Origin of the sequence: Enterococcus asini ATCC 700915 (genome assembly GCF_000407365.1) — a bacterium.
GTDB lineage: Bacteria > Bacillota > Bacilli > Lactobacillales > Enterococcaceae > Enterococcus_C > Enterococcus_C asini.
Genome location: NZ_ASVU01000001.1, coordinates 1,743,843 through 1,763,427, shown reverse-complemented (window position 1 = coordinate 1,763,427; position 19,585 = coordinate 1,743,843). Strand labels below are relative to the sequence as shown.

At 43.6% G+C, this 19,585-nt stretch carries 19 protein-coding genes; 3 read left to right on the top strand and 16 right to left on the bottom strand.

From position 1 onward, the window contains the following. Positions 1-5 precede the first annotated feature (5 nt). The 14 genes from I579_RS08525 to I579_RS08460 form a co-directional block, all read right to left on the bottom strand. Complete coding sequence (locus tag I579_RS08525) at positions 6-401, bottom strand: diacylglycerol kinase family protein (protein WP_174270009.1); 396 nt, start codon at positions 399-401, stop codon at positions 6-8. Continuing rightward, the gene (ybeY, locus tag I579_RS08520; RefSeq protein ID WP_010754013.1) at positions 385-861 is read right to left on the bottom strand and encodes an rRNA maturation RNase YbeY; all 477 of its coding nucleotides are present in this window, start codon (positions 859-861) and stop codon (positions 385-387) included. Before ybeY ends, I579_RS08525 begins: the two co-directional genes overlap by 17 nt. Next, on the bottom strand, positions 861-3,056 hold the full coding sequence (locus tag I579_RS08515) for an HD family phosphohydrolase (RefSeq protein ID WP_010754014.1): 2,196 nt from the start codon (positions 3,054-3,056) through the stop codon (positions 861-863). The genes ybeY and I579_RS08515 overlap by 1 nt, the downstream gene beginning before the upstream one ends. A gap of 30 nt (positions 3,057-3,086) precedes the next feature. Continuing rightward, complete coding sequence (locus tag I579_RS08510; RefSeq protein WP_174270010.1) at positions 3,087-4,040, bottom strand: PhoH family protein; 954 nt, start codon at positions 4,038-4,040, stop codon at positions 3,087-3,089. A gap of 168 nt (positions 4,041-4,208) precedes the next feature. Further along, positions 4,209-4,652, bottom strand: coding sequence for a GatB/YqeY domain-containing protein (locus tag I579_RS08505; RefSeq protein WP_010754016.1), 444 nt, complete (start codon positions 4,650-4,652; stop codon positions 4,209-4,211). Positions 4,653-4,682: 30 nt separating this feature from the next. Further along, positions 4,683-4,859 (bottom strand): 30S ribosomal protein S21, encoded by a 177-nt coding sequence (rpsU, locus tag I579_RS08500; RefSeq protein WP_010754017.1) that lies wholly within the window; start codon positions 4,857-4,859, stop codon positions 4,683-4,685. Between the two features lie 173 nt (positions 4,860-5,032). Then, positions 5,033-6,538, bottom strand: a complete 1,506-nt coding sequence (locus tag I579_RS08495) for an extracellular solute-binding protein (RefSeq protein ID WP_010754018.1) — start codon at positions 6,536-6,538, stop codon at positions 5,033-5,035. Positions 6,539-6,662: 124 nt separating this feature from the next. Continuing rightward, a complete protein-coding gene (locus tag I579_RS08490; protein ID WP_010754019.1) occupies positions 6,663-8,264 on the bottom strand; it encodes a glycoside hydrolase family 43 protein in 1,602 nt (533 codons plus the stop codon). Beyond that, positions 8,245-8,661: a DUF4064 domain-containing protein gene (locus I579_RS08485; RefSeq protein ID WP_010754020.1), complete on the bottom strand. Its 417-nt coding sequence runs from the start codon at positions 8,659-8,661 to the stop codon at positions 8,245-8,247. The genes I579_RS08490 and I579_RS08485 overlap by 20 nt, the downstream gene beginning before the upstream one ends. A gap of 41 nt (positions 8,662-8,702) precedes the next feature. Beyond that, on the bottom strand, positions 8,703-9,605 hold the full coding sequence (locus tag I579_RS08480) for an alpha/beta hydrolase family protein (RefSeq protein WP_034810440.1): 903 nt from the start codon (positions 9,603-9,605) through the stop codon (positions 8,703-8,705). Continuing rightward, complete coding sequence (locus tag I579_RS08475; RefSeq protein ID WP_010754022.1) at positions 9,565-10,920, bottom strand: glycoside hydrolase family 28 protein; 1,356 nt, start codon at positions 10,918-10,920, stop codon at positions 9,565-9,567. Before I579_RS08475 ends, I579_RS08480 begins: the two co-directional genes overlap by 41 nt. After that, on the bottom strand, positions 10,913-12,034 hold the full coding sequence (locus I579_RS08470) for a glycoside hydrolase family 88/105 protein (RefSeq protein WP_010754023.1): 1,122 nt from the start codon (positions 12,032-12,034) through the stop codon (positions 10,913-10,915). Before I579_RS08470 ends, I579_RS08475 begins: the two co-directional genes overlap by 8 nt. A gap of 24 nt (positions 12,035-12,058) precedes the next feature. After that, entirely contained in the window at positions 12,059-12,667 is a 609-nt protein-coding gene (locus I579_RS08465; protein ID WP_010754024.1) for a YesL family protein, read from the bottom strand. Positions 12,668-12,688: 21 nt separating this feature from the next. After that, positions 12,689-13,666 (bottom strand): ABC transporter permease, encoded by a 978-nt coding sequence (locus tag I579_RS08460; protein WP_051091750.1) that lies wholly within the window; start codon positions 13,664-13,666, stop codon positions 12,689-12,691. Between the two features lie 336 nt (positions 13,667-14,002). Here I579_RS08460 and I579_RS08455 point away from each other — a divergent pair, with 336 nt between their 5' ends. Further along, positions 14,003-14,899, top strand: a complete 897-nt coding sequence (locus tag I579_RS08455) for a carbohydrate ABC transporter permease (RefSeq protein WP_010754026.1) — start codon at positions 14,003-14,005, stop codon at positions 14,897-14,899. Positions 14,900-14,985: 86 nt separating this feature from the next. Here the strand turns inward: I579_RS08455 and I579_RS08450 are convergent, their stop codons facing one another. Further along, positions 14,986-17,196 (bottom strand): helix-turn-helix domain-containing protein, encoded by a 2,211-nt coding sequence (locus tag I579_RS08450; RefSeq protein WP_010754027.1) that lies wholly within the window; start codon positions 17,194-17,196, stop codon positions 14,986-14,988. A 218-nt stretch (positions 17,197-17,414) separates the two neighbouring features. On the opposite strand from I579_RS08450, the gene I579_RS08445 reads away from it, so the two are divergent. Continuing rightward, positions 17,415-18,080, top strand: coding sequence for a rhamnogalacturonan acetylesterase (locus tag I579_RS08445; protein WP_010754028.1), 666 nt, complete (start codon positions 17,415-17,417; stop codon positions 18,078-18,080). A 117-nt stretch (positions 18,081-18,197) separates the two neighbouring features. Here the strand turns inward: I579_RS08445 and I579_RS08440 are convergent, their stop codons facing one another. Continuing rightward, the gene (locus I579_RS08440; RefSeq protein ID WP_010754029.1) at positions 18,198-18,626 is read right to left on the bottom strand and encodes a Fur family transcriptional regulator; all 429 of its coding nucleotides are present in this window, start codon (positions 18,624-18,626) and stop codon (positions 18,198-18,200) included. A 96-nt stretch (positions 18,627-18,722) separates the two neighbouring features. Here I579_RS08440 and I579_RS08435 point away from each other — a divergent pair, with 96 nt between their 5' ends. Continuing rightward, complete coding sequence (locus I579_RS08435; protein WP_010754030.1) at positions 18,723-19,571, top strand: pyruvate, water dikinase regulatory protein; 849 nt, start codon at positions 18,723-18,725, stop codon at positions 19,569-19,571. The last annotated feature ends 14 nt before the right edge of the window (positions 19,572-19,585 follow it).

Sequence of the window (19,585 nt, the reverse complement as noted above, 5' to 3'; positions counted from 1 at the left end):
TAATCTCACCCTACCAAAAATTGATAGAGCTTTGGCAAAAACAAAAAGGCTGCGATTAGTAAAGCAAACAGCGAAGTCAAAAGGACGCTGCCCGCAGCCATGTCTTTGATTTTCTTACCTAAAGGATGAAAGTGTCCTTCCGTGAACATGTCCACGACATTTTCAAAGATGGTATTGATGATTTCTGTGAGCCACACGAGAAAGACGGCTAATAATAACCACAACCATTCCAATCGTCCCAGTTGAAAGATCAAGCCAGCCAAAATCGCCAGCGCTCCTAAAACAGCGTGTTTACGCATATTGCGCTCGTCTTTGAAGACCGTCTTCACTCCCGTCCAAGCAAACTCCACGGACGTGATGAAATCCTTGTTCTTCTTTGTATTTCTATCTCTTGAGTCCATAAGCATCAAGAATTTCCTTTTGTAAAGTAAACATCTCTTTTTCGTCTTCTGGGGTCATGTGGTCATAGCCATTAATGTGTAAAAAGCCATGCAAGGCCAGAAAACCTAATTCCCGATCAAAAGTATGACCGTATTCTTCCGCTTGTTCCTTGGCTCGTTCTACGGAAATCATTAAGTCGCCCAACTCTCGAGGAAACGGATTTTCTCCTTCGTCAAAGACCACTGGGACTTCTCCCTCCCCACTTTCTTCCAGTGCAAAACTAATCACATCTGTGGGGGCGTCTTTGCCACGATAGTCCCGATTGATTTCTTGAATCGCTGCATTGTCCATAAAAGTCACGGACATTTCAATGGGTTCTTGTAATTGGAGCTGCGTTGCCGCAAATTGCAACAGGTCATCGATTGCCTGTATTTTATCTGGCGACAAGCTATGGGTTTCGTCAACAAACATAATGTCCATTAGGCTTCGCTTCTTTCTTGTTCTTCTTTCATCTTCTCGGCTTCGGATTTCATCTTTGGATACTTAATCCGGGAATGGAAGGTACTACACAAGCCATTCACCAAGGATTTTTCCACGATGCGAATTTCTTTCATCGTCAAACCACTGTCATCCAATTGACCATCGATAATCCGATCGACAATTAGATTATGCACGAATTTTTGAATTTTGTCATTTGTCGGGTGGTCCATGGCTCGCACGGCTGCTTCACAACTATCCGCGATGCTGACCACACCGGCTTCTCTAGTTTGGGGTTTAGGCCCAGGATAACGGAAATCTGCTTCCGTTACTTCAGAATTGCGTTCTTTGGCTTTCGCATAGAAGAATTTCATCAAGGTCGTACCGTGATGTTGGTAGCAAATATCGACTACCATCCGCGGCATTTTATAGTCTTCTAAAATCTTCGCTCCATCGGTCACGTGACCGAAGATGATCTGCTTACTGTCTTCTGGTAATAAGAAGTTGTGGGGATTTTCCGCCCCTGTTGGTAGATTTTCCACAAAGAAATTGGCGTGCTTCAACTTGCCAATATCATGGTAGTAACAAGCTACTCGCGTCATCAAGGAACGTCCGCCGATATCCGCTACTGCATTGGCGGAAAGATTGGCCACCATCATACTGTGGTGATAAGTCCCCGGGGCTTCTTCTAAGAGTTTCTTCAATAGTGGATGGTTCGGATTACTCAATTCATTTAAGACAATCGCCGAATCATCCGTCACCAATAACTCGATGTATTGGTGTAAGCCCATGGTCAATAAGAACCCTAAGACGTTGCCGGCCACACCACAGATCAAAGTCAACCACGTACTTCCCTCGTAAAAACTCAGGCCTTGGAAGATTACCAAGACGAGGTTCATCAAACTTGGAAAAACGATCAACCACATGACCGCCGGGAAGCCCTGATAGGCGATTCGTTGCCGTTTCACAATCGTGCCCATTAAACCGGCAAATAAGTACGTGACCAAAATCGTGGTCAACAAGTTGGTCCCGATGGAATCGTAATAGACGAAAATCGCCGCCACTACTTGGAACAAGGCGGATAAAATCCCCGACCGCCGATTCATAAAGAGATTCAACACTAAAGGCACAAAGGCTGCTGGGAAGAACAAGGGAATATACTGAATCTGTTCACTTTGAAACAACTGGAAGAATTTCATCATGGCCACACTTAAAAACATGGCAAAGCTATAAAAGGAATAAAACTCTTGTCGTTTGTCTCTCGTAGAAAGTTGCCGACCAAAATACAGCAACACCATAATTTGTAACAAGACGGCAATCGCCATGGCTAACACTGGGAAAATCGAGCCATTTTGACTCGTCAAACCTAGAAGTCGTAGCTTTTCAATGGCGCTAGCGTCAATCTGGGAACCTTCTCTGACGATGATTTCCCCTTGGTAGATCATCACCGGTTGCACCGCAGAACGAGCCGTCTGCCGTTTTTCTTCCGTAACTTTTTCATTTAGGAACTCGTTGACCACGATTCCCGTATTAACCAAGTCGGTAATGACGCTTTTCGCTGTATCCCCAATCGCCATTTGATCAACTTGTTTGATGCCGTCGTCTTTCACATCCGTCAAATTGCTTTCACGAATGTGTTGCTCCATGATGTCTCCTAAAAGTGACAAGGCTCGATTCCGTGTATTGGTCAAATCAGTTGCAGACAGGGAAAAGAGATTTTGATAGAAATCATTGGAAAACTGTTGGTAAAAATTAACGTCGTCCACGTCTAACTTCTCGAATTTCTTCTTCAAAGCCGCCACGTGTTCTTCCACGGAAGGAGCCGCGATGGTCGCATCATCGGCCTTTTTCTTTTCTTCGTATTCTTTCTTTAAATCACTGTTAACCGTCGTAACCAAGTCAAACAAGCGCTTCACCCGGTCAAACTGGGTGGTGGCAATGTCTTCTTGAAAGGTATACTCCGGGGTCACTGCCTCGGCCGCCAACTTACGCTTTTGCTCCGTGGCCGCCGTATTCTCAACGGTTTTATTGGCCCGAATATTTTCATTGACCACTTGGCCTTCCTGATAGTCCACCTTTTGCTGGCGCACACTAGGATAGACAATCCCGAATACTCCTAGGAAAAACAGGATAAAAAGCAGTGGTGTATAGTAACGACCCAATTTGGCTCGTATCTTACTTAAGGGTTGGATGATCATGGTGTCACCTCCAATATTTGACTAGGTAGTTTACCCGTCTTTACGTAAACTGGCTTTCTCATAGGCTTCAATAATCTCTGCCACCACGGGATGCCGGACCACGTCACTAGCTTCGAAATTCACAAAGCCAATCTGCTTGATGTTTTGCAACGTTCGTTCCGCATGGACTAAACCACTCATGGTTCCTTTTGGCAAGTCGATTTGGCTCGTATCCCCATTGACAATCATCTTCGAATTGTAGCCAAGCCGGGTTAAAAACATCTTCATTTGCGCTATCGTAGTGTTTTGCGCTTCGTCTAAAATCACGAAAGCATCTTCCAAGGTCCGTCCGCGCATATAAGCCAAGGGCGCAATCTCAATAACCCCCCGCTCCATTAAGCGGTTGGTATGGTCTGTGCCGAAGATTTGATACAACGCATCATACACCGGTCGCAAATAAGGATCAACTTTTTCTTTTAAATCCCCCGGTAAGAAGCCGAGATTTTCCCCTGCTTCCACTGCCGGTCTAGTCAAAATGATTTTTTGGACTTGTCCTTTTTTCAGCGCAGCAATGGCTAAGACCACCGCTAAAAAGGTCTTCCCAGTACCAGCTGGGCCGATACCAAAAACCACATCATGATTTTTCACACTGGATACATATTGTTTTTGACCGGCATTTTTCACCCGAATCGGTTTGCCATTCCGATCTTTGACGATTTCTTCTTCATACATATCCACAAAAAAAGCCAAACGATCACTTTTGGCCATCTTCAATGCAGAGACGATATCCGGTGCACTGATATTGATCCCCCGGCGAATCAGCTCTTGCAATGCTTCGATGACCCCGGTTACCAAAGCGGCGTTTTCTTCTGTGCCTTCGATCTCTAGCACTTCGCCTCTCGTGCGGATAATGGTACTCGTATGCTCTTCAATTAGTTTAATATTTTTGTCATGAGCCCCAAACAACATGGAAAGGTCGTCGGACTCATTTAGTTTCAGTTGCATTCTCTGACGTTCATCTGCCAAGCAATACATCCCCCTCATTGTCATTACCCACCCATTTTACCATACCCCGGAAGAAAAGAAAAAAGCTCTTTCTTAGGCATTGCAGAAATAAAATGCTTGCAAAGCATACTCAAAAAAGCCACGGAATAATCCGTGGCTTTCAGTCAATTATTGGAGTAACTCTTTTACAATCGCGTTTACTTGGTTGCCGTCTGCTTTGCCTTTAACTTTCGGCATAACAGCACCCATTACCTTGCCAAACTCCTTAGCAGAAGTGGCACCGGTGTCCGTGATTGCCTGAGCAACGATTTGACGAATTTCTTCGTCTGTCAGTTGTGCAGGAAGATAATTTTCAACAATTGCGATTTCGATTTTAACTTTTTCAGAGAGATCTTCACGACCAGCTTTTTCGAATTCTGCTAATGAGTCGCGACGTTGTTTCATCTCCCGGGATAAAATCGTCAATTCTTCGTCAGCATTCAATTCGTGTCCGACCTTGATCTCTTCGTTCTGAAGGGATGCTTTCAACATACGAATCACCGCCAAGCGTTCCTTATCCTTGGCTCTCATCGCTGTCTTCATATCCGTATTCAGTGTACTTAGTAGCGTCACACTACCAGCTCCAATCCTTGTGCGCCAAAATTAGAATTTCTTACGTTTTCTGGCTGCTTCAGATTTCTTCTTGCGTTTCACACTAGGTTTTTCATAGAATTCACGTTTGCGAGATTCTTGCAAAGTACCGGATTTTGACACGGAACGTTTGAAGCGACGAAGAGCATCGTCAAGAGATTCATTTTTACGAACCACTGTTTTTGACATGTAGATTCCCTCCCTCCGAGCTTAAAAAGTAACCGTTTTTGTTCAATGAAATATTTTTCAAAGAACAATACTGTCCTTTTAATATTATAGCTAATGCGAATTTTCACGTCAAGGTATACTCTTAAAAAAAAACAGAGAAAAGCCGAAAGAGGATTTTCTCTGTTTTCCATCAATTATTTTGTTTCATTATAACTATCGGTGAACTCGTCAATAATCGCTTGTCCCCCAGAAGCCAAGAAGTTGTCAACGGCTTCATCAAAGCCATCCATTTCGATTTCTCCCATCATATATAGATAGTAAGCGTCTTCGATTGGTTCAATCAATGTGGACCACTCCAAATCATAGGTTTCAGAAGACAAGGACTGTGCTGGATTGATAATCGCATAGTCCGCGTTTTCCGCGATTTTTTCAGTGGAAAGGTTGGACAATTCGCTTGTGGTCTTAAAGTCTTTCACCAACTCAGACGGGCGAGAACCAGCAAATGGCTGTACTTCTTGCGTCCATTTTGTGTCGTCGATTCGTTTGTAAGCTCCATCCTCGGTGATTTCATAGTGAACGCCTTCTACCCCTTGGGTCATCAACGTAAACGGTTCTTCATCAGAAAGATCGTTGATAAATTGAAGTACCACTTTCAAATCTTCCTCGGTTTTCACGTAGGATTTCGGAATGGCTAACCAGCCTCCCATACCACCATTGGTATCAGAAACAGCTCGTCGTTCGCCTCCATCAACGGTGATATCATTAATCAACGCCCATTCTTGATCTTCTTCTTCCGTACCCATAGCAGCTGTCTTATAGTTATTGCCATCAAACAAACCAGAGATTACGATACCACCTTTTCCTTGGACGATATAATCTTTTTGATCATTTTTAGACATAACCGTAAAGTCAGAGTTCATCCAACCATTGGCATAGATTTCACGATACCACTCCATCGCGTCTTTAAATTCGTCTTGCATAAAGGATGGAGTAATTTTTCCATCTACCACGTCGAAGAGATTTCCCGCGCCGAAGTTCACTGTCATCGCTTTGAACCCGACACTGTAAGATTCTTCCCGATCCACGAAACCAACCGTATCCTTCACACCGTTCCCATCTGGGTCGTTTTCAGTAAAGGCTTGGGCTACTTTCTTCAGATCATCGTAAGTCTTTGGTACTTCTAAACCAAGGTTGTCCAACCAGTCCTGCCGTACTAAGACTCCATAACGCGCCATTGGTTTTTGGAATGGCACGCCATAAATGTGGCCCCCTACCCGAGCAGACTCCAACGTACCCTCCGAGATTTTGGCTAAGTTCGGGTAATCGTCTAAGTATTCTTCCACATCCCAAAACATCCCCGAAGTCATCGCATTACGAACTGTAGTGCTGTTGATTTGTGTCAAAGATACGATATCGGCTAAGGAGTCCGAGGCTAAGGAAGCATTGATTTTTTCTTCCTTAGAAGCATCTGGTACCCAGTTGAATTCGATATCCATGCCCGTATATTCTTCTAATTGTTTTTCGATATCTCCACTAGGTGGGGCAGCCGTGTGCAGCATGGTCATCCAAGAAATCGAATCCTTGTCGCTTTTCGCCTCGGCACTGCCCTTACTCGCATCTTCCTTACCACCACAAGCTCCTAATACCAATGAAGCCATTAACAATGATCCCACAATCCCGACAAATTTCTTGTTCTTCATTAAAATCTCACTCCTAGCATTTTTTTACGCTTTTTAGAAAGCGCATTCATTATACAAATAACATTAGCTTACCAAATAAAAACTGTATATAATCATTTCTTTAGTTCTCAAAACCTTGATTCTTCTATGGGATAATAATCATTTCTTCAGATTTTGAAATTCCTTGATTTACTTGGGGTTTCGAATCTTTTCCCAGATAAGTAAATTCCTGGAAGTACGCTTTACTCCCCGCTTTTAAGTCCAAATCATGGACTGCTACGCCGATAAAATTACCGGTGAAGCCCCCAGAAAGAAATAACGTATCTTCCAATTGACCAAAGGATTGCCAAGAACCAGATTCTCGATAATAAAATTGAGCTTGTCCAGCATTGTCCACAACTTTTAGGGAAAGCTCTTGCTCACTTAAAGGCACACATATTGGAGTGACTACCCCTTCTCCTTGGCAGCGCATAAAGCGTAATACTTTGCCTTTTTCTTCATCATAGGTGACAAACGCATAAAGGTAAGCATCCTCATTCAAGTACAACATTAAGCCAGCCATTTGATTATACGTTGTGGGATTAAAAGAAAAGCGCGTGGTAACTTCATAGGACTGATCTTTTTGTCGCAAAGCCAACAAGTGATGATTAAAGCGAGATTGTGGGGATTCACCAGAAGTCATACACAAGCCCTCTGGTCCTGTTTGAACCCAACTTTCCGCCGGCATAATCCGGGGACTATTCCACTCTTTTTCCAAGGGACCCCGAAAATCCGTCGCAAAATCCGTCGTAATTTGCTGGATCACCGGCTCTTTGGTGTAGACAATCGTTTCTTGTTGTGGCCCATTACCACCACTGGCTAAAGCCAACCAGTCATCCTCTGTCCAATATACCTCTTGAATAGCAGTTTCCCGGCCAAGAATGGCATGACCTTGAAGTGGACGCGTGGTCAAGTAAACCATGTACCATTTCCCAAAAGCACCTTCCACTAGACTGCCGTGTCCACTACATTGCAATGGGGACTCCGGTTTATCTGCTGCCGTTAGAATAGGCGAATTAGGGGCTAATTCGTAAGGTCCCGTGATCTGCTTGCTTCGGCAAATCGTCACAGCATGACCAGTCCCAGTCCCTCCTTCAGCGGTTATCAAGTAGTAGTAGCCATTTTTTTGATACAGGTGGGGTGCTTCCGTCTTGGCCAAATGCGTCCCTCTGAAGATATCATACCGGGGGCCTACAAGACACTGTTTTTTGTCATCGTATTCTTGCATAACAATCCCTGCTGATTTATTCCCCGTAGTCATACGGTAATCCCAAATTTCATTGAGTAGCCAGCTCCGGCCATCTTCATCATGGAATAAAGAAGGATCAAAGCCACTGGAATTTAAATAGACCGGCTCACTCCAAGGACCTTTGATGCTGGAAGCGGTAATCAAATAATTGTGACAGTCTTTGAACGGGCGACTGCTACTTTTTACATCAGTATAAATACAATAATAACGTCCAGCATGATAGCTGATCTGGGGCGCCCAAATGCTACAATTTTTCGGATTCCCTTGTAAATGAACTTGATCAGTTAAAATATCGGTTTCGTGTGCCCAATTCACTAAGTCTTGTGAGGCATACACTCGAATACCAGGTAACCATTCAAAAGAAGATACCGCGATATAGTAAGTGTCTTCCACCTTAAGGATGTTTGGATCCGGGTTGAACCCCCGCAAAATCGGATTGCTAATACTCGTCTTGTACACGTACTTGCTCCTTTCGCATAAGCGCGAGACCACCTGCTACGAAAAAGAAAAACGCAATGGGGAAAGCCACAAGTTGGCTACCAAATAAAGTAATCACCCCAGCTGCCACCAAGAGTCCTCCGGCAATTTTTCGATGACCTTTTAATAAAGGCCACGCCACCGCCGTTAAAATCAAAACCAACATCAGTGTCACGGCAAACCAAGCGCCTAAAGTCTGAAACAAGGTCACAGCTTCTTGATCGGTGAGTTGTTGCAAACTACTTTGGAAAACCGGCTTAATGGTAGTTTGATATTGTTTTAAGGTTAGATGGTTAGCAATTACTGCAAAGCCCCCTAAAAAGAAGACAGTGAGAAGTGCAGCAAGCAAGGCCAAGATTTTTTCTGCTTTTCTTTTCATAACAGATAAACTCCTTATTCATTATTGATGCCTATTTAGACCTAAAGTTGGTCTTGTAAAAATTGTTGCCAAATCATACGCATTTCCCGAGTCTCTTGGTGTCCTCCCGTAAGAATATGGGAAACCCAGTGTTCTTGTGACTCCGCTTTTTGATAGACAACTTGCAAGTGTTTGCGGAGTTTTTTCACTCCAAGAACAGGGCACAGTGGGTCGTCTTTACCAGTCAAGCTCAAGCGCGCCCTAGGAGAAATCAGGCTTTGAATTTCTTCTAGAGAAGTTTCCTTTAAGAGCTTGGGCACATATAAGTAAAAACCATGATGATCCAAGCCTCGCTCCTTAATCAAAGTTTCCAGATCCGCCTGTCCGGCAAGGTCAACGCAGACTTTCATTCGTTCATCCAAGGCAGCCAGCCACCAACTCATCATGCCTCCCATGGACATGCCTATGGTTCCTATGCGCTTTGGGTCGACTTCTTCTCTGGTTACTAGATAGTCCACTAAGGCCAAGTCGTCATAAAGACGCATGCCCCACAAGGTCCGGCCAGTTAATAAAGCTTCTTTTACCAATTCACTTTCGGCTTTGCCTCGGCGTTCTCCGAAACCCCACATATCAATGGCCGCTACACAGTAGCCTAAGGAAAGCAAGGTTTCAAAAAATGGTTCTTGTAAATAGGCTGCACCTTGTAGTCCTTCATCTTTTCCCATAGTAAAGTCTCCTCCATGGGAATGGTTGTAAATCACTACTGGACAATTCTTAGCTCCAGTAGGATAAGCAAAATAAGCGGGTACGGTTTCGTAGCGGTTCAGTGTCAACTGCAAGCTTTCTAGCACATAGCCGGCTTTTTCCGCTTTAACTAGCAAGCGGCTTTGAATTTTCTCACTCCTTGTGTCTTCGCCTAATAAATCAAAGAGTTTCCGTCTCAAGGGTGACCACTTCCTGCTCATAGACTAAAGGCGCCTGATCCCGCGGTGCCAGTGACTGGCATTCAACAAAACGTAAGTCTTTACAGCCTTCTTGTGTAAACGCCGGACCTTCATGATTGCGAATGCTGACATTTTTAAACAATAGATTGTCCCCGAAGCCGATGTAAAAGCCCCGTCTTTGCATATCCTCAATGCCAGACATCATCGCTGGGCGTCCAGCTACAGCCTCTTCTGCCATTTCGATGGCAATATTATCAAAGCTCACTTCTTCAATGTGTTGCTCCGCTAATCCGTAAATAAAGCCGGCTGCCGCGTGGACATTGCGAGCAGTGATATTGGCGAAATGAATGCGACGAAAACGCGGAGTTTCTTCAGTGACCGGGTACGGTGTTTTGTCCCAAACGTAGCGTTCTTTGCCCCGAGGTCCACAGAAATAGTAGAGATTCAAGATAAACGGACACAAGACCCGCTCCATGACTAGGTTGTCAATCCGGATATCCTCGATAAACCCGCCCCGACCGCGACGAGATTTTAGCCGAATGCCTCGATCCGTATCTTGGAAAACACAGTTCGTAATGGTGACGTTTTTGATGCCACCACTCATTTCACTACCTAAGACGACGCCTCCATGACCGTGAACCATCGTACAGTTGGTAATGGTGATGTTTTCACAAGAAATCCGTTGAGGCGTATCTTCTGTCCCGGCTTTAATGGCGATACAATCGTCTCCCACATCGATATTACAGTTGGCAATCCGCACGTTTTGGCACGATTCTGGATCGATACCATCCGTATTGGGAGAGTCTGCGGGATTGTGAATGTTCAGATTGTCGATGGTCACATTGCGACAGCATTGGGGATGAATCGTCCAGCTTGGGGAGTTGATACACGTAAAGTCTTTCAGCGTTACCCGCTCGCACCCTTCAAAGCTTACTAACATGGGACGGGGATAAGCGAGTTTTTCCCGTTCATGGCGAAATACTTGCCACCATTTTTCCCCATTTCCATCTAAGGTACCAAAACCGGTTACCGCGATATTCTTGGCGTCAAAGGCATAGAGGCATGCGGCATAGACGGCTCGCTCTACTCCTTCCCAGCGTGAAGTCACCACTGGATAATCCTTTTGATCATCGGAGAATTGTAAAACTGCTCCCGGTAGTAAATGTAGTTCAATATTGTCCTTTAGCTGCAATGCTCCTGTGATAAACCGACCAGCAGGAACGATCACCCGCCCCCCTCCAGCAGCGGCAGCTTGATCGATGACCTTTTGGATTTCTTTGGTGACGATATTTTCTTCGGCCACAATGCCAAAATCGGTAATGACATACTCAGACATGAAGTGCCTTCCTTTCTACTTGTTCCATCATAATCACGGCCTGTAAAAATGCCCCTAAACCTTTAAAATCATTTGTAACAATTGGCTCACTTACGTAGTAAACAAAGCTGCCATCCCGTTGATCTGCGCCCCCTAACCCGGCCACTTCACAGTTATGAATCAAATGAACGCCCGGATCATTGCCAAGCAGGACAAATTCTTCTACCAACCCGGTATAACTTTCTTCTAGGCGCGCTTGCCACTCTTCTGTGAACACTCCGAGCACAAGACCTTTAGCTAAACCGTATACAATCATGCTGGACCCAGAGGCTTCCAGATAATTTCCATGGCGCGTACCTTCATCTAAGACTTGGTACCAAACTTTTGTCACAGGGTCTTGTACTTTAAACAGTGCATCCATCACTGCTAGAAGGATTTTTGCCAAACGTTGCCGGTAGTCTCCTACTGGTAAAAGTTCAATCACATCAACTAAGGCCATGACGTACCAGCCCATAGAACGGCCCCAAAAATGTGGTGAGCATCCGGTTTCGGGATCAGCCCAAGGTTGTTTTCTCGCCGAATCCCACGCGTGGTACAGTAAACCAGTTTGCGGATCCCGGGCGTGTTCGAAGCACAGTTCGAATTGCCGTACCACGTCTTCTAGCCCAGCGCCGCCTTTGAAACGTACCAGATACTCCGCATAAAATGGTGCGCCCATGTAGAGACCATCCAGCCACATTTGTTCTGGATAAATCTTTTTGTGCCAAAAACCACCTTCTGGCGTCCGGGGCATCGCTTCTAATTGAGCAAATAACTGATCCAAAGCCAGTTTGTATTTTTCTTGGCCCGTTTTTTCATAAAGTAAAAATAAGAGCTTACCGTTATTAACATAGTCGATATTCATCGCCTCGAAGCGATAATTTTTAATACCCCCATCTTCTTGAATAAAATAGTCCATGGTTTGTTGGATATAATCAAAGTATTCCCGCTTTCCTGTTTGCCGATACTCCTCTTGAAAGCCCCGTAAGACGACGCCAAAATCGTAGGACCATTTTCCGCGATAATTTTTGGCCTCAGCAAGCACCGGATACCCTTGTAAAAAGCTTGCCAAGACTCGCTCTTTTAGTTGTGCCATTTTTTTTCTTTCCTCCTCTAGTATTTAGATTGTGCCATTTACTTTTTCAAGCTCTCCCAGAACTAGTTTTGACGCCGTTCCTAGGAAAAATCCGGTTAAGGCGATGCCAAATAGAAACAACGCCGCCGGAGCAAACTTGGCCAGGAGTAAATAACTGCCGATAATCCCGGTCCAAGCAAGAATCGTGTAATGCAAATACCCAAAGCCTAATACAGTAGTCACTTTAAAAACCGACAGAACTCTTTCTGCTGGCAAAACACCTAAAAGCGAAAAGACATGGGTAAAAGAAATCAACAAAATCACTAGAATCAATACATTGCCCGCCAAAAGATACCAATTTTTCAACAGAAATAAATTGCCTAAAATCACCGCGAACATTAACTCGTAAATCAAACCGATGATCAAAGAGCGTTTAAAATCTCTCTTCAAAAAGCGCCAATAACTGCGAAAAACCGGTAACTCTTCTTTTTTTCGCAACCAACGATCGTAGTAATGCAACATGGCCGCACAAGCCGGACCAAATGTTAACCCTAGCCCACAGACAACTGTCACTAGCCACAAAAGATTAAGATAGGCCAACTTTAAGACCCCGATTAGTAACTCATTGAGCCGATTGATCTTTTCTAAAGTCATGTTAATTCCTCGTTTCTTTGCTTAGTAAACCCCGTCTTCGCCGACTTTCTTCGCTAATTTATTAGCTAAGACCACTAAAATCAACCCGACTAACCCTTTGAAGAGTCCCACCGCAGTAGAGTAGGAGAATTGCCCATTCTTAATCCCTGAAGTGTAGACAAAGGTATCAAAAATTTGCGCCACATCCCGGTTCATGGAATTCATCAATAAGAACATATGCTCAAAACCAAGTTCCAAGACATCCCCGATTTTCAAAATCAATAACGTTACAATCGTCGGACGAATGCATGGGAGAGTAATGTGCCACATTTTCCGTAATTTCGAAGCCCCATCCATGTCGGCCGCTTCGTAGAGTTGCTCATCCACATTGGTAATCGCCGCTAAATACACGATGGTCCCCCAGCCGGCCCCTTTCCAAATCTCTTGGAAGATGTACATAGGTCGCAACCAAGCTTTACTAGTCAGAAACGAAATCTTCTCCCCACCGAATGATTCGATGATATTGTTGATAACCCCACCTTCTGTCGTCAACAAGATGTAAAACACGGAAACCACGATTACCCAAGACATGAAGTGGGGCAAGTAAATAATCGTTTGTACGGCTTTTTTCAGTTTGCTACTACGTAATTCGTTGATCATCAGAGCAAGGATAATCGGAAATGGAAATGAAAAAACGATATTCATGCCGAAGATAATCAAAGTATTCTTCATCAATAATAGAAACGTATCGGTACTAAACAAACGGATAAAGTGTTTCAAGCCCACAAAAGGACTGCCGAGGATTCCTAAGAAAGGCTGATAGTCTTGAAAGGAAATTACCAATCCCCCCATGGGAATGTATTTAAAGACAATAAAATAAAGAACTCCAGGTAGTAGCATAAAATATAGTGCTTTGTTACTTTTAATCTGTGCCCAGCGTTTTGCTCGCTTTTTCTTGGCCACTTCTTTTGTTGTCATCGAATTGATTGGATAAGTTGACTCCATTAATACGACCTCCATTCGTTTTTATGTAACGTCTTATCATGACCCTATGGTAACGATTACAACGAATTACGTATATAATCATTTCTTCGGTTGTGTAAGCGTAATCAAAACCATTCCCTGTGTTATCTGATCAAAAGCCTGAGAGAGTAGGGTTTTTCTCGCAAAAAAAATGGAACAGCGTTTTTCTTAGGTAAATGGGCACCGCCAATGAGAAATGATTTTGAAACATATTTTTTCAACAACTGAGAATCTGATTATATACGTTATTTGGTAGAGATGATAAAGTCGATATGTAAACGTTTTATCATTATCATATTCAATCTAGCATTCATCACTCAAGGAGGTTTCATCATGGAAGCAACAGCCAAGCTCAAAACAAAAAAGAAAGTCAGTAAAAGTGAACAGATTTTGCAAGTTATCATTGTTTTGTTTCTATTAACATTTTCTGCCATGTGTTTGTTACCCTTTTTAAATATTCTCGGAAGTTCTTTTGCCACCTCGGCGGAAATTTCCACTCGGCCATTTATTTTAATTCCGAAAACCTTTACTTTAGATGCCTATCGTTACATCTTATCTACACCTACGATTTTCCGTAGTGTGGGCGTCTCCATCGTCATCACCGTACTAGGGACCTTTGTCAGCATGACGGTAACTTCCTTTATGGCCTATGCCCTATCCCGAAAATATTTGCATGGTCGGCGCTTTTTTAACTTCTTAGTAGTTTTCACCATGCTCTTTTCCGGTGGGATGATTCCTGGCTTCCTCTTAGTGAAACAATTAGGCTTAATCGACTCCATCTGGTCTTTGATTTTGCCTGGGACCGTCAGTGCGTACAATATGATTATCATGCGCAATTTCTTCCAAGGAATTCCTGATAGTTTAGAAGAATCAGCCAAAATGGACGGATGCAGCAATCTAGGAGTCTTTTTTAGAATCGTCCTTCCGTTATCCTTACCTTCTATTGCCACCATTTCACTTTTCTATGCCGTGGCTTACTGGAACTCCTATTCTGGTGCCATTTTGTACATCAATACCCCAGACAAATGGCCGATTCAATTGTTACTACGGCAAATCGTAATCGTCTCCAGTGGGATGAACGCCGATGCTTCTGCCGTAGATGTAGTGCCACCAGCTCAATCTATTAAGATGGCGGTTATCATGATCTCTACTTTACCAATGCTCATTGTCTATCCATTCGTACAAAAATACTTTGTCAAAGGGGCCATGGTGGGTTCTGTTAAAGGGTAAACATTTTTCAAGCATGGACTACGTTTTAGAAACAAAGAAATACGGCTAGGTCATAAGGACCCGGCCGTATTTTTTTGACATGCTCTTTATTGATGGGCTTTTCGATATTCCCCAGGAGTCATGCCTTCTTTCTTTTTAAAGAAACGGATAAAGTTTTGCGGATTATTGTATTGCAGACGCTCAGAAATTTCTTTAATCGTCATTTTCGACTCCACTAACCAGCGTTTCGCCACAGAAAGACGGTAGCTTAAGACATAATCACCAAAATTACTGCCATATTCCCGTTTAAAGATGCCACTGAGGTAATTCGGATTGTAGTGTAGCTGGTCGGCAATCGCTTCTAAAGAAAGATCCTGATCGTAAGACTGATGCACGATTTGCAACATCTTATCCGTCAGACTCTTCATTTCATGGTCCGTAGTATTTTGAATCGAATCAATAATCGGTAAAATCAACTGATTGTATAAGACTTTCGTGATGTCTTTCGGATGATCCAGTTGCAAGACGTGATAATAAATACTGCGATTTTGGTGGAATAAATTCAAATCGGCTCCCAACAACTGACCCAATTGAATAATATGATTACTTAAATTTAATATCACCATCTCAATTGCTAACGGTTGATGATTTTGCTGGAATATCTCTTGGATAACTTGAGGAAAGAGTTTATCTACTAATTGACGATCTCCTGCGCGAATGGCATCGATCAACTGCTCTTCCCCTTGAGGATAGCGGACGGCTTCCGTCTTGTTCTTCCCTTGGGCAATTTCCTCGTAGAAAATAATCCCCCCACTGCCGAGATTAATGCGGAAATGAAGTGCTTCTGTAGCCTCTTGCACGGCACTATGACTTGTCGTTAATTGAGCATAGCGCTTCGAAAGACCGAAACTCACAGTTACCCGTAAAAATTCCTCGATGGCCTGCTGAATCTTTTGACAGTATTCACGAATCATCACTTCTCCAGTTTGTGTCTTAGGAATACGGAAAATCGTCGCCTGAGTTTCAGAATCTGTCACAATCGGATGCAACCGTGCTTCTCTCGGGACCAGTTCTTCGACCATTTTACTAATGGCCAACAAAATAACCTCGGTCTCTTCCGGCTTCCGGTCCCCCATATCATCGATTTTCAACAAGGCCAAAAGATAATCTACCGGCTCCACATTGGCATAACCGAACTGTTTTAATCGCTTTTCGATATCTTGCGTGTGAGTCTGCTTACGGAATAAATCCAGCATAAAGAGCGTCTTTAAGGCGGGCTGTTGCGTACGAACCGTGGTTGCCATGATTTCATTTTGCGATTTTATGGTGTCAATCCCGTTTAAAATCGCACCTAATTCCAACTGCTCATCGCTATCTTGAGACAATCGCCCTTTGATTTCACGAATCGGTCGCACGGAACGCTCAGCCAAGATATACGCACACCAAGACAATAAGACTAACATCAACAAAACTAAGACCACTAGACCAATCCGAAGATTTAAAAGCGAAGCCGCAATCGTTTCCCTTGTGATATTTGTCACATAAATCCAGTGATTGTAGTCCGATTTTACATACGGATAGAGGTCACCGTTCTTGGCGGTAATCATTCCCTCTGCTTGTGTTTCCTCCGTATCGGCCAAGGCATTTTTGACCTCAGACGGCAACTTTCCTTGGTGTTGGTACAAAGATTCTCCATCACTATCCAACAGATAAAATGCACCTTCTGCGGTCTCGGTTGCTTGTGCCAAAAAGTGTTGATTCAACTCGGCGACGCCTAACCCATTTCGAGTCTGCTCAAAGACCGGTAAGCTGACCAACATGGTAATGCCCTTTTTCGTCGGCAACCAACGCAAGTAGGTACTCGACTTACTCACCAGATCCTTATACTCTTGGACTTCTTCTGAGTCTAGCTGAGAAAAGCCACTGTCTGAAATCTCCCACCCTTGTTGCAAACTAATAATGCTGTAATGCCCAGAATCGATCCCAATGGACTGAATATAGGACAGTTCTTCTTTTAATTGATGAACCAAATCATACTTTCGATAATCCAAATCTTCCTTCACCGCTTGTTTAAAGCTGTCGGTGGTACTGTATGCACTAAAGGAATACTCAATGGTTTTCACTTGTTGCTCCAAATGATTGCGAATATAGATTCCATTACTCTTTTGAGTATTAACCAAATTTTGAAAAATGGTATCGTAAGTGGACTGGTAAATATAACCTGCAAATCCTAAAATCAATACCATGCCAATCAAAAATATCGGTAAAAAAATGCCATAAAAGAATTTTGACTTACGTAACTTATGTACTTGTCTCATGACTTGCCTCCTATGAACGAATCATTTCATCGAAGAAAGATAAAATCACACAGGGTGATAATCTCGGTAAATAATTCTAATTGCCCATTGATTTTTGCACACGTTTACATTATGCTATAAATCAGAAAAAGACGCAAATAGATTTTTGCCTTTTTTCCACTACTCCTTGATAGAAGCAGTTTAAACAAAACAAAAGGAAACAGTTAGGAGAATTGATTATGACCACTATTTTTATCGCCGGTGATTCCACTGCGGCAAAAAAAGAAACCGACAAACGCCCAGAAGCCGGCTGGGGGGAATACTTGGAAGCATATCTTGCCCCAGGTTACCACGTTAGCAACCACGCCATGAACGGGCGTTCTACAAAATCCTTTATCGAAGAAGGTCGCCTGGATGCAATCGACAAAGCCTTGAAGCCAGGAGATTTTCTCTTCATCCAATTTGGTCACAACGATCAAAAAGTCACCGAAGACCGCGGAACTCAACCAGATGGTGAATACCAAAGCTATTTGGCACAATATGTTGATGTAGCAAAAAAACACGATGCCCAAGCGGTTCTTTTGACATCGGTAACTCGTCGGGACTTTTACGAAGGTCAATTAAACCAAGCTACGTTAGGTGCTTATCCTCAAGCAATGAGCGAATTTGCAAAAGAACAGCAACTACCGCTTTTAGACATGTACCAAATAACCCAAGACCTCTATCAAAACCTAGGCTACGAAGAAACAAAAGCGCTGCACTTACAACTTGCTCCGGGAGAACATCCGAATTATCCAGAAGGTGTCACGGACAATACACACTTTAACGAAACTGGCGCCAAACAAATTGCCCAACTTGTAGCGAAAGCCATTAAAGACGCTGGGCTATTGCCCACAACGGTCTAAGCTTTTCATACTAGTGGCAAAAACCCGACATTAAATCCTAGTAATAAGCAGATAACACAAAGAAACAGCCGCGCCCTCTCTTTTCTTAAGAGGCGTGGCTGTTTCTTTTGTTTTTCTCTACTGACAGTCTTCACAGCGACCGAGAATTTCAAAGCGATGGCCTTCAATCACACAACCAGGTAGCTGTTCTTCAAAGAAATCCATAGGACACAGGTCCAGTTCCTTGGTTTTTCCGCAGACGGTACAGATGAAATGATGGTGATGATGCTCCCCCGGCTCCAAGCAACAGTGGAAACGAAACTTCATTTCCCCATTCAAGTCGGTTTCCTCTAAAAGATTTAGCGCCGCAAAATCATGGAGATTGCGATAAATCGTGTCGTAGCTCACTCCAGGAAAGCTTTGATTCATAAAATGATGGACCTCTTTGGCGGTGACGTAGCGATTCCGCCGCACCAGATAATCCAGCATCACTTCTCGCTTCTTCGTATGTTTGTATCCTTGTTCTTTCAAAGTTGTCAAGGCATGTTGCAACCGAGTTTGACTCACTTTTTCCACCCCACAAATCAGAATGATTCCGAATTATAACTTCCTTCCGTATGGTATAATAAACGGGAACAAAAGACAAGGGGAGTTGTTAGTTTAATGAATGATGAAACCAATATCTTAACCATTTACGTGATTTCTGATTCCGCCGGCGAAACCGCCACCAAACTCGCTCAAGCGACGATGGCCCAGTTTCCTACGGTGGAATTCAACTTGTATCGCAAGACTTTCGTCAATGACAAAGAAGTCTTGATCAAAGGCCTAGCCGAAGCAAAAAAACACGACGCCATGATTCTTTTCACCATGATCAACGAAGAACTATCTACTTTAATCAGTGATTTTTGTGAAGAAAGTGGCCTCTTTAGTTTTGATGTCCTCTCTTCTACCATCTCGGAAATCGAACGTCGCAGTGGAGTTGCCGCCACTAGAGAACCCGGAGCCTTGCATCACTTAAACAAAAATTACTTCAAGCGTATTAAAGCTATGGAATTCGCCGTGAAATACGATGACGGCAAAGATCCCCGGGGCTTTTTGGAAGCCGACGTCGTTTTGTTAGGCGTTTCGCGGACTTCTAAGACCCCTTTAAGCCTCTTTTTGGCAAATAAAAATCTTAAAGTGGCCAACTTACCCCTGGTCCCCCAAGCCCACATTCCAAAGCAATTATGGGAAGTAGACCCTAGCAAGATTGTCGGACTAACCAATGACCCGGATATTTTAAACAGCATCCGCAAAGAACGCATGTTGGCTTACGGCCTGAATCCTGATACCGCCTATTCCGATATCGAGAAAATCAAAGCCGAGCTCGCTTTTGCCAAGGACCTCTATGAAAAGCTAGGCTGTGTCGTGATCAACGTGGCGTCTCTTTCCATTGAAGAGACTGCATCCATGATTATGAACGCCTTAAAATTAGAAGACCACAGCTACTACACCACCGAGGAAGAAGAATAAGTACAAAAAAAGGC

Coding starts and splice junctions, on each gene's coding strand:
- I579_RS08525 (WP_174270009.1), bottom strand. CDS start 401: ATGGACTCAAGAGATAGAAATACAAAGAAGAACAAGGATTTCATCACG.
- ybeY (WP_010754013.1), bottom strand. CDS start 861: ATGGACATTATGTTTGTTGACGAAACCCATAGCTTGTCGCCAGATAAA.
- I579_RS08515 (WP_010754014.1), bottom strand. CDS start 3,056: ATGATCATCCAACCCTTAAGTAAGATACGAGCCAAATTGGGTCGTTAC.
- I579_RS08510 (WP_174270010.1), bottom strand. CDS start 4,040: ATGCAACTGAAACTAAATGAGTCCGACGACCTTTCCATGTTGTTTGGG.
- rpsU (WP_010754017.1), bottom strand. CDS start 4,859: ATGTCAAAAACAGTGGTTCGTAAAAATGAATCTCTTGACGATGCTCTT.
- I579_RS08495 (WP_010754018.1), bottom strand. CDS start 6,538: ATGAAGAACAAGAAATTTGTCGGGATTGTGGGATCATTGTTAATGGCT.
- I579_RS08485 (WP_010754020.1), bottom strand. CDS start 8,661: ATGAAAAGAAAAGCAGAAAAAATCTTGGCCTTGCTTGCTGCACTTCTC.
- I579_RS08480 (WP_034810440.1), bottom strand. CDS start 9,605: ATGAGCAGGAAGTGGTCACCCTTGAGACGGAAACTCTTTGATTTATTA.
- I579_RS08475 (WP_010754022.1), bottom strand. CDS start 10,920: ATGTCTGAGTATGTCATTACCGATTTTGGCATTGTGGCCGAAGAAAAT.
- I579_RS08470 (WP_010754023.1), bottom strand. CDS start 12,034: ATGGCACAACTAAAAGAGCGAGTCTTGGCAAGCTTTTTACAAGGGTAT.
- I579_RS08465 (WP_010754024.1), bottom strand. CDS start 12,667: ATGACTTTAGAAAAGATCAATCGGCTCAATGAGTTACTAATCGGGGTC.
- I579_RS08460 (WP_051091750.1), bottom strand. CDS start 13,666: ATGGAGGTCGTATTAATGGAGTCAACTTATCCAATCAATTCGATGACA.
- I579_RS08455 (WP_010754026.1), top strand. CDS start 14,003: ATGGAAGCAACAGCCAAGCTCAAAACAAAAAAGAAAGTCAGTAAAAGT.
- I579_RS08450 (WP_010754027.1), bottom strand. CDS start 17,196: ATGAGACAAGTACATAAGTTACGTAAGTCAAAATTCTTTTATGGCATT.
- I579_RS08445 (WP_010754028.1), top strand. CDS start 17,415: ATGACCACTATTTTTATCGCCGGTGATTCCACTGCGGCAAAAAAAGAA.
- I579_RS08435 (WP_010754030.1), top strand. CDS start 18,723: ATGAATGATGAAACCAATATCTTAACCATTTACGTGATTTCTGATTCC.